8 protein-coding genes are annotated in these 14,484 nt (G+C 56.0%); all 8 read left to right on the forward strand.

The features are described 5' to 3' along the window. The first annotated feature begins 176 nt into the window (after positions 1-176). A complete protein-coding gene (locus FKP33_RS18430; protein WP_181410204.1) occupies positions 177-4,436 on the forward strand; it encodes a PA14 domain-containing protein in 4,260 nt (1,419 codons plus the stop codon). Positions 4,437-4,670: 234 nt separating this feature from the next. After that, a complete protein-coding gene (locus FKP33_RS18435; RefSeq protein ID WP_141336010.1) occupies positions 4,671-6,203 on the forward strand; it encodes a sugar ABC transporter ATP-binding protein in 1,533 nt (510 codons plus the stop codon). Beyond that, positions 6,175-7,188, forward strand: coding sequence for an ABC transporter permease (locus FKP33_RS18440; protein WP_127608970.1), 1,014 nt, complete (start codon positions 6,175-6,177; stop codon positions 7,186-7,188). Before FKP33_RS18435 ends, FKP33_RS18440 begins: the two co-directional genes overlap by 29 nt. Beyond that, entirely contained in the window at positions 7,185-8,246 is a 1,062-nt protein-coding gene (gene yjfF / locus FKP33_RS18445; RefSeq protein WP_141336011.1) for a galactofuranose ABC transporter, permease protein YjfF, read from the forward strand. Before FKP33_RS18440 ends, yjfF begins: the two co-directional genes overlap by 4 nt. A 123-nt stretch (positions 8,247-8,369) precedes the next feature. Next, entirely contained in the window at positions 8,370-9,434 is a 1,065-nt protein-coding gene (locus FKP33_RS18450; protein ID WP_258313486.1) for an ABC transporter substrate-binding protein, read from the forward strand. 119 nt (positions 9,435-9,553) lie between these two features. Then, positions 9,554-11,320 carry a sensor histidine kinase gene (locus FKP33_RS18455; RefSeq protein WP_219996675.1) on the forward strand — a complete coding sequence of 589 codons (1,767 nt, stop codon included), beginning with the start codon at positions 9,554-9,556 and terminating at the stop codon, positions 11,318-11,320. Positions 11,321-11,356: 36 nt separating this feature from the next. Further along, positions 11,357-12,562, forward strand: a complete 1,206-nt coding sequence (locus tag FKP33_RS18460) for a response regulator (RefSeq protein WP_141336013.1) — start codon at positions 11,357-11,359, stop codon at positions 12,560-12,562. Continuing rightward, a complete protein-coding gene (locus FKP33_RS18465) occupies positions 12,559-14,451 on the forward strand; it encodes a substrate-binding domain-containing protein (protein ID WP_141336014.1) in 1,893 nt (630 codons plus the stop codon). The genes FKP33_RS18460 and FKP33_RS18465 overlap by 4 nt, the downstream gene beginning before the upstream one ends. The last annotated feature ends 33 nt before the right edge of the window (positions 14,452-14,484 follow it).

Consider the following 14,484-nt stretch of genomic DNA (forward strand, 5'->3'; position numbering starts at 1 on the left):
TCTATACAGATCATAAAATTACAAAAAAAGAACAGGATATTGTAAATACTTTGTCCGGCCCGTTTTCTACAATAAGAGGGGGCAGCATTCAATTCAGAAAGAAGGGAGGCTTTACGTTTCGTAAGCGCCATCAAAAAGTCTTGACCATTTCTATGAATCGGAGGTCGTTCACAATCATGAAGTGGAAAAAAACGCTGCGTGTAGGTTTCATTGCCGTCTGGGTGCTCGTGTTTGTTTTGACCAGTTTGCGGGTGCCCGGCCGGGCGCTAGCCGCCGAGAGCGTGACTGCACCCGAGGAAACGCACGGTCTGAAAGCCGAATATTACCTGAATTCCGGAGCCCCTAACTTTACGTTCGGCGAGCTGAAATCAACGATCATCGACCCGAACATCGACTTCGGCAGCCTTGAGGGGGTGTTCAGTGCGCTAACGGGTCGAAACGATCGCGTCAGTGTCCGATGGACCGGCTTTATACAGCCGGAAACGACAGAGAACTATACCTTTTCGATCATCGGGGATAACGGCTTCCGGTTGTGGATTGACAACAAGCTGGTGATCGATCACTGGGTCGACGATTGGGATAAGGAGCAAACCGGCGCTCCCCTAGCGCTAACCGCCGGGCAGAAGCATGAATTCAAGCTCGAATACTTCGAGAATAACGGCGGCTCCAACCTCCATCTGCGATGGTCCAGTCCCCGTGTGCCGAAGCAGGCCGTCCCGACCCAAGCCTTCTATCCGCCGGCCGGCTTCGATTATGGCGGGACGGTAGCAACGGACGGCTCTACAGCCGAGGTCGTGCTGAGCGAGCCGCTCCAAGAGCTGCCGGCCGGATTGACGGAGCATCTTCGCATTCAGGTGGTGGGCGTCGATTGGCCGATCGCTTCGGCATCGCTTAAGCCCGGCGAACCGCATGTCATCATGCTGAGCTTTGCCTATCCGATTTACTCGAAGGACGTCTGGCTTGTACGTGCAGGCTACGACGGAAAGGGCGGGCTGAACACCCGGGACGGCGCAGCCGTCGCGGCCTTCGATGTCCAGCTGAAAAACCGCTCGACGTATCAAATTACGACCCCTTGGGCGGCCGAAGTGAACCCGGAGAACGTGCTGCCGGACTATCCGCGACCGCAGCTGGTCCGCGGGCAGTGGGCCAATTTGAACGGGGAATGGGAGTTCGAAGCGGCGAAGGAAGACGATGCCGTTCCGACAGGCAGGACGCTGGGGGAAAAAATCCTCGTGCCTTTTGCAGCAGAATCGGTATTGTCCGGGATTAACCGGGTGGAGGACCGGATGTGGTACAAACGGTCGTTTACCGTTCCGGACAGCTGGAGCGGGCAGCGCGTGAACCTCAATTTCGGCGCGGTGGACTATTTGGCCACGGTGTATGTCAACGGCAAGCTTATCGGCAGTCACAAGGGCGGCTACACGTCGTTCAGCTTCGATATTACGGATGCATTGGTGAGCGGATCGAACGAGCTGATCGTACATGTGCTGGATCAAACCGATATGGGCGAGGATCAGGCGGTCGGTAAGCAAACGGTTAAAAAGCTGGGCGGCATCTGGTATACGTCGGTGTCCGGCATTTGGCAAACCGTCTGGCTGGAGCCGGTAGCAAACGCACATATCGAGAAGCTGGATATGACGCCGGATTTGCAGAGCCAAGCGCTGAAGCTGACGCCGGCCGTCCAAGGGGCCCCGGGTCTTACGGTCGAGGCCGTCGCCAAGGTTGGCGGAGAGATCGTCGGCCGTGTGACCGGAGCGGCAGGCGAGACGCTGCAGCTGCCCGTGCCGAACCCAAGGCTGTGGTCGCCGGACGATCCGTTCCTGTATGATTTGACCGTGCGCCTGAAGAACGGGGAGCAGGTCGCGGATGAGGTAACCAGCTATTTCGGCATGCGGGAAATCAAGCTCGGGATGGAGGATGGGGTGCTGCGTCCGCTCCTGAACGGTAAATTTGTGTTCCAGATGGGACCGCTGGATCAGGGCTATTATCCGGACGGCTTGTATACGGCACCGACGGATGAGGCGCTGAAGTTCGATCTGCAAACCGTCAAGCGGGTCGGGATGAACATGGTCCGCAAGCATATCAAGGTCGAGCCCGCCCGTTGGTATTACTGGGCCGATAAGCTCGGTGTGCTGGTCTGGCAGGATATGCCAAGCCTGGAGGACCGTCAGGGCAACCGGGGTTCCGACATTACGCCAGCGACCAAGACCCAGTGGCTGAAGGAGTACAAGGAGATGGTCGATCAGCTCCGCAGCGCACCGTCTATTGTCGTTTGGACCGTCTTTAACGAAGGCTGGGGCCAATTCGACTGGGGCGGACAGCAAACAAGAGACGCGGCCAATTACGTGAAGGGACTCGATTCGACGCGTCTCATCAACAATACCAGCGGCTGGCAGGATTCCGGCGCAGGCGATTTGATCGATGCGCATGCGTATCCGGCGCCGACCTCGCCGACTCCAACCCAGACGCGCGCTGCGGTGCTGGGCGAGTACGGCGGACTCGGCCTGCATGTACCGGGCCATGAGTGGAGCCCGCTCGTGTTCTCGTACCAGCTGATGAACAGCAAGCAGGAGCTGACCGACAAATATGTGCAGTTCATCGACCGATTGAAGCAGCTGAAGCAAAGCCCTGGCTTAAGTGCCGCTATCTATACGCAAATCACAGATGTTGAATACGAGATAAACGGACTTCTGTCGTATGATCGCAAGGTCGAGAAGCTGGATTTCAACCGGATCGCCAAAGCGCACCGCGAGCTGATCGGCGGCGTGACGAGGGAGGACCTGATCGATGAGCTCCAGCTGGCGGAGCAGCTATTAAGCCGCCTTCAGGCTGGTGATGGCGCCGGCCAATATCCGCAGGAGGCAATCGCCGCCTATCGTTCCACAGTTGACGCTGCGAAGGCCGTGAGCATGAACGGCAGCTCGACGGCCAATGACTGGATTCATGCGATGAATGCGTTGAAGGCGGCTAAATGGCAGCTCATCGTAAGCGTGAATGATCCGATTCCGCAGGGCGCCGTTACGGACTCGTTTGCGACCGGTACGCTGGATCCGGCTTGGTCCATTTACCGGGAGGATGCGGCCCGCTGGAGCTTGACGGCCAAACCGGGCAGCTTGCGGCTGCAAACCTTGTCGGGGGATAGCCATCAAACCTCTAACTCGCTGAAAAACGTATTTCTGCGCAAAGCCCCGGAGGGCGATTTCGCCATAACGACGAAGGTCACGGCGCCTGTCGCCAAAAATCATCAGCAGGCCGGTTTAATCATTTGGCAGAACGAGGACAACTATGTGAGGCTGGGCCATGTATGGGATACTGTCGGCAGTACGGGCAAATCGCTGGAAACGGCGGTCGAGCGGAATGCGGTATACACCAAAGCGACGAATATGGCGAAGCATCCGGGTACCGATACCGTCTACCTGCAAATCAAAAAGACCGGCAACGTGTACACGACGCACTACTGGGACGGGGCGGCATGGGCGCCGGCGGCTGATCCGGTGCAGGCCGATTTGACGAATCTTCAAATCGGGTTTTACGGCCTGTCGGCCGGGGACAACACCTCCATGACGGCCGACTTCGACTACTTCTCGGTCGGAGCTCCGGTTCAAGCGCAGCCTAAGGCCTCGCTTACGGGGCCGGCGGTTGTAGGGTCCGGGCAGTCCTTTGACCTGACGTACAGCTTAAGCGATGTGGCTGGAAACGTGTACGGCAGCGTCTATGCTCAAGATGTTACGGTCGGCTTTGACCCGTCTAAGCTGGAGCTAACGGACGCCGTATCGGTAAAGGACGGCTTCAGCCTGCTGGAGAAGCGCGAGCTGGAGCCGGGTAAGGTGCGCATGGTCGGCGCCAGCCTTGGCGGCGGAGCGGAGGCGAACGGCGCTTGGCTGAAGCTCTCGTTTAAGGCGAAGCCGACGGCTGCACCGGGCAGCGCCTACACCTCCATTCAGCTGAGCGGTATCGCGATTGCGGACAGAACCGGAATGGAGACGACGATTCCCGGCACAACCCATCAGCTTCAAGTCACGGCGGAAGCGCCGGATAAATCGGATTTGAACGAAGCGATCGCAGCTGCGCAGGCCAAAGTGGATGCGGCCGTGGAAGACCTGCGGCACGGCTACTATTTGCCGGGCTCCAGGGCGGCGATGCAGGTGATTATTGCGCAAGCGGCAATCGTAGCGAACGACGCGGAGGCGACGCAGCAGCAAATTACGGAAGCCTTAAACGCGCTGACAACGGCTATGCTGGCGTTTGAAGGACGTAAAATCAACGCCGATCTGAACGGAAACGGCAGCATTTCGATCGGCGATTTGGCCATCATAGCGAGCCATTACGGCAAGCAACAGGGGGACAGCGGCTGGTCCGCGACAGCTGATCTGAATCAGGACGGCAAGGTCGATATTCAAGATCTGACCACTGTGGCCAGATCCGTGCTGCAATAAGCCATCAAGCAGGTTTATACCGAACAGGCTTCCGTAAGCAATCTTTGCGGAAGCCTGTTTGGCGTTCGCGCTGTATGCGAAATAGAACGGAAATTTGTAAAAAATAACCTTTCCGTCTAAATACACCTGGCAGCCTTGAACTTAAAATGAAAGTTAAGCTGAGCTTCCGGGAGTTTGATACTCTCCATAAACGCAAGCAGGAATACCGATGATGGGAAGGAAGGTGCTCACCTAATGAGTGACAATCTATTGTTGAAAATGGAAGGCGTCAGCAAGTCCTTTCCCGGGGTTAAAGCGCTGAGTGATGTGAATTTTACGTTACATCGGGGTGAAATTCATGCGCTGATGGGCGAGAACGGCGCAGGAAAATCGACACTGATTAAAGTGCTGACCGGCGTCTATACCATGGATGCGGGACAGGTGTGGCTGGAGGGAAAGCCGGTGATCGTCCGGTCGCCGCAGGAGGCGCAGAGCATCGGCATCAGTACGGTGTATCAGGAAATTAATCTGTGTCCCAATTTATCGGTGGCGGAAAACATGTTCATCGGGCGGGTGCCGAGGAAAAGAGGGGGCATTGACTGGAAGCGGATCAACGAGCAGAGCGAGATCCGGCTCCAGCGGCTCAACCTGAACATCGACGTCAGACAGCCCTTGTCTGAATACTCCGTGGCCATTCAGCAGATGGTGGCGATCGTACGCGCCGTCGATATGTCGAGCGGCGTGCTTATTCTGGATGAGCCGACCTCAAGCCTGGATAACAAAGAGGTGGCGCAGCTGTTCGCGGTCATGCGGAAGCTTCGCGAAGATGGACTTGGCATCGTATTTGTCACGCACTTTCTAGATCAGGTGTACGAGGTGACGGACCGCATCACGATTCTGCGCAACGGGGCGCTTGTTGGCGAATACCCCACGAAAGAGCTGCCCAAGAGCAGTCTCGTTTCCAAAATGATCGGCCGGGAGTGGAAGGAAGAGGAGCGCCAGCGGAAAATGACCCCAAGCTTATCCTCCGAGGCGATCGTCTCGACGAAAGGCTTAAGCCGCGTTGGCTCCATCCAGCCGGTCAGCCTCTCGGTGAAGAAGGGCGAGGTTGTCGGCCTGGCGGGTCTTCTCGGCTCCGGCCGGACGGAAATCGCCAAGCTGATTTTCGGCATCGATCAGGCCGACGACGGGGTGCTGGTGATCGGGGAGGAAACGTTCCGTTCGATCTATCCGAAGCAGGCAATCCGCCAGGGGCTCGGGTTTTGTCCGGAGGATCGCAAGGTGGCAGGCATTGTGGGCGAGCTGACGATCCGCGAAAATATCGTGCTTGCCCTGCAGGCGAAGCTGGGCTTGTTCCGTCACATCCCGCTGAAGAAGCAGCAGGAGCTCGCCCAGCACTTTATCGATCTGCTGCGCATCAAAACCCCTGGCATGGAACAGCGCATCGACAATCTAAGCGGAGGCAACCAGCAAAAGGTCATTCTGGCCAGATGGCTGGCGACCCAGCCCAAGCTGCTTATTCTGGACGAACCGACACGCGGGATCGATGTCGGCTCCAAGGGAGATATTCGCAAGCTGATCCTTGAACTGGCCTCCGGCGGTCTGTCGATCCTGATCATTTCCTCCGAGCTCCAGGAGATGATCGAATGCTGCGACCGGATCGTGGTGCTGCGGGACCGGGTGCAAATTGGCGAAGTAGCCGGGGATGCGATGAACGAATCAAACATCATGCGAATGATTGCGGAAGGAGCCGAGCCGAATGTCGCTTATAAAACAACGGGCGCTTAACTTCACACGAATGAAAATATTTTGGCCGGTGCTGGCGTTGACGGCAATATTGCTGTTCAATTTCATCTTTGTACCCGGCTTTTTTCAAATCGAAATAAAAGACGGTCACCTGTTCGGCAGCTTGATCGACGTCCTGAACCGGGCGGCGCCGACGCTGATTATCGCCATCGGTATGACGCTCGTCATCGCCAAGGAGGGCATCGATATTTCGGTCGGCTCCGTACTCGCGATTGCAGGGGCGGTCTCCATTTCGCTGCTGGAGTCGACACCGCTCTGGGTAGCCATTCTTGCGGCGCTTGCCGTCGGGATCCTGTGCGGACTTTGGAACGGCATGCTCGTGTCGGTGTTCGGCATTCAGCCGATGGTCGGTACGCTCATTCTCATGACGGTCGGCCGGGGCATCGCCCAGCTGATCACGGAAGGGCAGGTGCTGACCACAAGCAACGCGGCGTACGGGTATATCGGCAAAGGCTTTCTGTTCGGTCTTCCGTTCTCTGTTTATGTAGCCGCAGCCGTGTTCGGCCTTGTTTATGTGTTGAAAAAACGTACGGCCCTCGGTCTGTTCCTGGAAGCGACGGGCACGAACAAAATATCCAGTGAGTACGCGGGCGTGGAGCCGCGCAAAATTTACTTGTTCGTCTATGCGGTATGCGGCTTATGCGCCGCCATCGCGGGGCTGCTGGTCAGCTCCAATATCAGCAGTGCGGACGCCAACAACGCGGGGCTGTGGATTGAGCTGGACGCGATTCTGGCTGTCGTGATCGGCGGAACCTCGATGCGCGGAGGACGATTTTACTTGGCGGGCACCGTCGTCGGGGCGCTGTTCATCCAGTCTTTAAGCACGACGATTTACTCGATGGGGATTCCGCCTGAGCGCATTCTCGTCGTGAAGGCGTTCGTCGTCATCGTCGTCAGCCTGCTGCAGTCGGAGCGCTTCCGCGAGCTGTTCCAAAGCCGCACGAAGCAGGCGGTGGCCGAATCATGAAGCTCAAAGTGAGGATCAATCAGAACAATATCATCATTTTGACGACTACGCTGCTCATTACACTGCTTTATGCAGCGGGTTCGTTCTTGTATACCGGATTTTTCTCCTGGCAGGTGTTCTTCAATTTATTCATCGACAACGCCTATCTGATTATCGTAGCCACGGGACTTGCCTTCGTCATTATTGCGGGAGGCATCGATTTATCCGTCGCCTCCGTCGTCGCGCTGGTCAGCGTATTGTCCGCGTCGCTGCTGCAGGAAGGCATGAACGCCTACTTGGTCATGGCGCTATCGCTGCTGCTAGGAACGTTCTTCGGTGCGGGCCAAGGCTATATCATTCACCGCTTTCAGCTGCATCCATGGATCGTGACGCTCGCCGGTATGTTCCTGGCCCGCGGTATCAGCTATTTGATCAGCACGGAAAGCCTTGTCATCAACGATGCGACCTACAAAGCCATCTCCAGGTTTAAAATTCCGGTCTTCGGCGACAATACGATATCGGTCAGCGTAGTGATTGCCCTTGCGATGGTCGTGATAGCGGTATACATGTCCAAATACACCGAATTCGGCCGGGGGGTGTATGCGATCGGAGGCAACGAGAAGTCCGCTGTGCTGATGGGCTTGCCGGTCGCGCGCATCACAGTGCTGGTGTACACGTTCAGCGGCTTCTGTTCGGCTCTGGGGGGGATCGTATTCACGTTCTACATGCTGTCGGGGTATACGCTGCACTTGATGGGCATGGAGATGGACGCGATCGCCGCATGCGTCATCGGCGGCATTCTGTTAACCGGCGGCTTCGGCTATTTGATCGGACCGGTGCTCGGCGTTTTGTGCTCGGGCATCATTCAAACGATCGTCATGTATCAAGGCACGCTGAGCTCCTGGTGGACGAAAATCGCCGTAGGCTTTCTGCTATTCTTGTTTATCCTGCTCCAGCGTTGGATCTTGCTTCGACGCGAGCGCAGGAAGACGATTACGCGCACTTCCCCTGGGCCGGGAGCCGATGCGAAGCAGTCGGCCGGGTCATCTGTGGAGTCGCCGGGAGGGGCTGCGCATTAAGCAGACGATAACTATAATGTGCCGAAATTAGCAAATTATAACGCTATATTCTAAATACAAGCACTTACCAAACATCTTATAGTGAAGGTGTAAACATGATCAACCAAAGGGAGGAATACAAGTATGTTGTTCAAGATGAAAAGACCGTTTCAACTGGTTACGGCGCTGACGCTGGCAGGTATGCTGCTAACGGCGTGCGGGAGCTCGGGAGGTTCGACGACAGGTGGCTCATCGTCCGGCGGGGAATCGAAAGCGGCGCCTGCGCCCGCTCCTGCGCCTGCGCCCGCGCCGGAAACGAAGGCCGATAAGAAGATTGTGCTCGGCTTCTCCCAGATCGGGGCGGAGAGCGGCTGGCGGGATGCGGAAACGCAGTCGATTAAAGAAACGTTCGGCAACGACGCGCAGTTCGAGCTGAAGTTCTCCGATGCGCAGCAGAAGCAGGAAAACCAAATTAAGGCGATCCGTTCCTTTATCGCCCAGAAGGTCGATGTCATCGCGCTGGCGCCGGTCGTCGAATCGGGCTGGGAGCCGGTGCTGGAGGAAGCGAAGGCGGCCAAAATTCCGGTATTCCTGCTGGACCGCACGGTTAAGGTGAACGATGAGTCCCTGTACACGGCATTTATCGGCTCCGACTTTATTCTGGAGGGCCAGAATGCGGCCAAGACGATGATAGAGCAGCTGGGTGCGGACAAAAAGGTAAACATCGTCGAGCTGCAGGGCACGGTGGGGGCTAGTGCGGCGAACGACCGCAAGAAGGGCTTCGAGGAAGGCATTAAATCGAATCCGAACTATAAAATCATCAAGTCGCAAACCGGCGATTTCACAAGAGCCAAAGGCAAAGAGGTGATGGAAGCGTTCCTGAAATCCGACGGCAAAAATATTCATGCCGTTTATGCGCACAACGACGATATGGCGCTCGGCGCCATCCAAGCGATTGAAGAATACGGCTTGAAGCCGGGCAAAGACATCTTCATCGTGTCCGTCGACGGCGTCAAGGCGGCCTTCGAAGCGATCAAAGAAGGCAAGCTGAACGTCACCGTCGAATGTAACCCGCTGCTTGGGCCGCAGTTGAAAAAAGCGATTCTCGATCTGAAGGCCGGCACACAGCCGCCGAAATGGATCAAATCGGAGGAAGGCGTCTTCTTTGGCCAGAAAGCGATCGACGCGCTTCCAACCCGCAAATACTAAGCAGCTGCTTCAGGTCAGGTTGCAAAGGGGCTCCGGCTCCTTTGCAATTTTGCTATTCCAGATATTAACAGGAGCGTTCGCCTGCGTTATAATAGAGTAAAACGAAATCGGGTGAGTGCGTGTTCGCGTCGACCAAGGGCATGAACGTCAAACATTTGTATCGTAACAGCATTCGCTTCAAGCTGCTTTTGTATTTCGTGCTTATTATTCTGATCTCCATCGTGACCTTAAGCGCGGTCGGCAGCACCATGTATCAGCGTTCCATCGAGGAAAGCACGAACGAGCATACGAGTCAGATGATGGGTCAGGTCAAGAACAACATCAGCTTTTACTTCACGGAAATGGAGAACATCATCGAGTACATCGCCCAGGACCGTGAGGTGAGGTCCTTTTACGCCGGACAAACGGGTGACGAATGGGCGCTTCGGGAAGTGATGCGGCGATATGAGGAGCGCCACGGGGAAATTGCCGGCATCCTCTTGGTCAACCGCGCGGGCGGGTGGATCAGCAACCGGTTGGGAACGATATCCCGGGACCGGCTTACATCCGAAGCTTGGTATCGGGAAGCCGTGGAACGGCCGGACGAGCTGCATATGATCAGCAAGCCGATCGGTCGGAATATCAAGGCGGACCATAACTACAGTGCCGACCAAGTGCTGTCGTTCGTGAAAGCGATTAAAGACCCGCTCACGGGAAACATGCTCGGGGTCGTGCTGATCGACATGAAGTTGAATATTATCCAACAAACCATTGAATCGGTTTCTTTGGGCAAAAGCGGATTTATATATATGACGGACCGCCAAGGAGGGATTGTGTATTCATCGGTCAATCCTGTCGTTTACCGAATTAAGGCGGAATGGATGGTAAGCGCTTCCAACGATCTGATTAAGACGATCAACGGGCGTTCTTATCAGATCATGCATACACCCTTCCAGAACATCGGCTGGAAAATCGTGGGTGTATTCCCGCTCGACGAGTCGCGCAGCGTCATTACGCGACTGCAGTTTTACACGGTGCTTGTCGTACTGGTGACGCTGGTGTTGGCGTTCGCCGCCTCTTGGTTTTTCACGAACTCGATCATCAGTCCGGTACGCAAGCTGCGAAGCTTGATGCGCAAGGTGGAGGAGGGGGAATTGAATCTGCGTTTCCGCAGCCGGTCCAACGATGAAATCGGGCAGCTCGGGCACAGCTTCAACAAGATGGTGCAGGAAATTGAGCGCCTGATTCATATGGTATACACGGAGCAGAAGGAGAAGCGGGAGGCCGAGCTTAAAATTTTGCAGGCGCAAATCAAGCCGCATTTTCTGTACAACACGTTGGATACGATTCAATGGATGGCGCAGGACCGGAAGGCCGACGACATTGTGGAGATCATCGGTGCGCTGACGAATTTGTTCCGCATCGGGCTGAGCAAGGGGCATGAGATCATCCGGTTGTCCGAAGAGCTCAAGCACGTGGAGAGCTATCTGATCATTCAAATGGCGCGTTACGAAGGAAAGCTGAACTACGAGATTCGCGTGGCCGAGGAGCTGGAGGGCTGCAGCGTGCTGAAGCTGATCCTTCAGCCTCTGGTTGAGAATGCGATCTACCATGGCATCAAGACGAAACGGGGCAGCGGCCGGATTCGAATCGAAGCGGTCAAGGAGCAGCATAAAATCCGGCTTCGCGTTGAAGATGACGGACTCGGGATGAAGCCGGAGCAAATCGAGTATGTTCGAATGGGGCTTCAGGGCTCTGAAAACCCGGAATTTAAGAGCGGGTACGGCCTTTTCAACGTTCATGAGCGAATTCGGCTTACGTATGGGTCGTCCTACGGGGTGCAGGTGGAGAGCGAATATGGCAAGGGAACGTGCATCGATGTCTATTTGCCGTTCGTGAAAGCTTAACTATTCGGGCTGAAAGGCAAGAGGGGGATCCTATTGATGTGGAAGCTGATGATCGCGGATGACGAGCCGAAAATTCGCAGAGGGCTCAGACAGGTGCTCCCTTGGGAGGAGCTTGGCATTGAAGTGACGGGGGAAGCGGAGGACGGACTCGATGCCTTGGAAAAGGCTCAAGCCTTGAAGCCCGACCTTATATTTGTCGATATCTGCATGCCGTTTATGGATGGGCTCTCCTTCATCGAGCAGCTTCGCTTCGATTCCGAGGGGGCGCTCGTGATCGTGATTACCGGACACGACGAATTCAAATACGCGCAGCAAGCCGTTAAGCTGAAGGTGTTCGATTACATCCTGAAGCCGGTCGAGAAAGCGGCGCTGCGGGAAGTTGTGGAGAAGGCGCTGCGGGTTCTCGATCAGAACAAAACGAAAAGCGAGCGGTTCCATTGGGCGAACCATCAGCTGCAAAGCAATTCCAATCTGATCCGCGACACCTTCCTGCGCAAGTGGATGGCCGGCGTGCTGTCTCCGGTTGAGATTCAAAGTACAATGGCGCATTTGAAGCTGCCGGTCGGAGCGAACCGCATGGCCGTATTTAAAGTGCTGCAGAGCACGAACGTGGGCACGGTGAAACGCGATTGGAACAAGGATCTGCTCGAATTCGCCGTGAAAAACATTATCGAGGAGGTTGTCGCCGCGCTAGGCGAGCATATCGTTTTCTCCGATGATAGGGGCCATGTCGTCGTGCTCTCATCCCTCGAACGGGATCATGATTGGATGCTGGTATGCGGTTCGATTCAAAGTAAGATCGAGGAAATCCTATCGAAAATCGTGGTCGCCGCGGACCGGCTGCTGGAGCCGGATGTTTTGGCGGCGGAGCGTATCTATCATGATCTGGTGCGGGAGGTCGGGATGAAGGTCAACTTTTCCCCGATCGTCATGCTCGCCCGCAAATACGTCGATCAGTCGTTTGCCGAGCCGAATTTAACGCTGCAGGACGTAGCCGACCATGTACGCGTCAGTCCGACGTATTTGAGCAAGCTGCTTAAGAAAGAGGTTGGCCTTTCATTTATTGATTATATAACCGAGATTCGTATTCGCAAGGCGATGCTGTATATGAACGATCCCAATTATAAAGTGTACGAAATCGCGGAGAAGGTTGGCTACAACAGCCAGCATTACTTCAGCAACGCGTTCAAAAAAATAACGGGCGTATCGCCGATGTCTTATCGTAAAGGGTGTCGTACATGACTAGCGGCAGGGCCAAACTGGCGCTCATCGTTTTCACCTTATTTATACTCATGGTCAGCTTCATATCGTCCATACGCGGCACGAGCGGGCAGAAGGTGCCGAAGGATCAGGTTCAATACTTGGTCGGTGTCTCGCAGCCGAATCTGATCGAGCCGTGGCGGATCGTCATGAACGAGGAGATCAAGCGTGAGGTCGCCCGGCATAGCGACCTGCGCGTCATTTTCACGGATGCCGCGAATGACAGCAAGCAGCAAACGGACGATGTGCACAAGCTCATGGGCTACGGGATCGATCTGCTGATCATTTCCTTGGACGATCCGATTCTGCTGACCCCGACCATTGCGGAGGTGTACGCCAAAATTCCAGTCATTGTGCTGGGGCGGGGTGTGACCGGCTACGATTATACGCTATACATCGGGACCGACAACCGCTTGATCGGCAGCAAAGCGGGCGAATACGTGAAGCAGCTGCTCGGACCGAGCGGCGGCAGCATTGTAGAAATCCAAGGCGTACAAGGGTCACCCACGGTGGAAGAACGCAGCTTGGGCTTCCGTGAAGCGCTCGCCGGACAGGATAACCTTCGCTTGCTGCATACGGTGTACGCGGACTGGCAGCGGGACCGTGCCGAGGACGAAATGTCAGCCGTATTGATGCGCAGTCCGCGCATCGACCTTGTTTTCGCGCAGAACGACGCCATGGCGCTTGGGGCTTCGCGGGCGCTGCAGCGGAGCGGTCTGCAGGATGTGAGAATTATCGGCGTCGACGGGGTCAATAGCGAGAACGGCGGATTGCCGCTTGTCAAGAACGGCATTTTGTCCGGCACGTTCACCAGTCCGACCGGGGGCGGCGAAGCGATCCGGTATGCCCTCGATATTTTGAATAAGGAAAAGGGTATTCCGAAGAAGGTGATTTTACGCAGCTATCGCATCACCCCGGATAATGCCGCAGCCTTCGAGCAGCGCTTGGCCTCGTATCCGGCGATTTCCTCGCCATTTACGGAGGAGAGGCATCAGCTCAAGATCGGCTTTGCACAGGTCGGAACGGAAAGCGGCTGGCGGCTCGCGCATACGAATTCGGTAATGGCCGCGGCGAAGGAGGAAGGGTTCGAGCTGCTGTACGAGAACGCCGACCAGAGTCAGGCGAAGCAGGTGGAAGCGATCCGTAAGTTCATTCAGGCCCGCGTCGATATCATCGTGTTCTCACCGGTCGTGAAGACGGGCTGGGACCAGGTGCTGCAAGAAGCGAAGCAGGCCGGCATCCCGGTCATCTTGTCGGACCGTGAAGTCAAGACAGAGGACGATTCCTTATGGACGTCCTACATCGGCTCGGATTTCGTGGAGGAAGGCCGGCGTGCGGCACGATGGCTCTTGCAGGAGCTTGGAAGCCGGGGACGAAAGGTTCAGATCGTCGAGCTGCAGGGGACGGAGGGCTCCGACCCCGCGGCAGGACGCAAGCAAGGCTTCGAGGAGGTTATCGGCAATGACTTTAACTTTCAGCTGATCGAATCGCTGAAGGGTGATTTCACGCTGGAGTCGGGCAGAGCGTTAATGTCGGAGGCGCTGCAGCGGCGGGGCGGCGATATTCAGGTTGTGTATGCCCATAACGACGATATGGCGCTTGGTGCGATGCAGGCCATTGAGAGATTCGGCTTACAGCCGGGCAAGGACATCGTGATCATATCGATCGATGCGACCAAGACGGCGCTCAAGGCGCTTGCTACGGGAAAGCTGAACTTCGTCGTAGAATGCAACCCCCTGCTCGGCCCGCAGCTGATGAAAGCCGTCAAGGATCATAAGGAGGGCAAGGAGCTGCCGATGAAAATCATCACGTCGGAGGGCGTGTTCACCCAGGATTCGGCCAAGCGCGAGCTGCAGAGCCGGGAGTATTAATAGGCTTCCCGGCCATCCTTCTGCTGCTTGTCC

Origin of the sequence: Paenibacillus sp. tmac-D7, assembly GCF_006519665.1 — a bacterium.
Lineage (GTDB): Bacteria > Bacillota > Bacilli > Paenibacillales > NBRC-103111 > Paenibacillus_G > Paenibacillus_G validus.

Bases quoted from the DNA above. Each gene is read 5' to 3' on its own strand.
- FKP33_RS18430 (WP_181410204.1), top strand. From the start codon at position 177: ATGAAGTGGAAAAAAACGCTGCGTGTAGGTTTCATTGCCGTCTGGGTG.
- FKP33_RS18435 (WP_141336010.1), top strand. From the start codon at position 4,671: ATGAGTGACAATCTATTGTTGAAAATGGAAGGCGTCAGCAAGTCCTTT.
- FKP33_RS18440 (WP_127608970.1), top strand. From the start codon at position 6,175: ATGTCGCTTATAAAACAACGGGCGCTTAACTTCACACGAATGAAAATA.
- yjfF (WP_141336011.1), top strand. From the start codon at position 7,185: ATGAAGCTCAAAGTGAGGATCAATCAGAACAATATCATCATTTTGACG.
- FKP33_RS18450 (WP_258313486.1), top strand. From the start codon at position 8,370: ATGTTGTTCAAGATGAAAAGACCGTTTCAACTGGTTACGGCGCTGACG.
- FKP33_RS18460 (WP_141336013.1), top strand. From the start codon at position 11,357: ATGTGGAAGCTGATGATCGCGGATGACGAGCCGAAAATTCGCAGAGGG.
- FKP33_RS18465 (WP_141336014.1), top strand. From the start codon at position 12,559: ATGACTAGCGGCAGGGCCAAACTGGCGCTCATCGTTTTCACCTTATTT.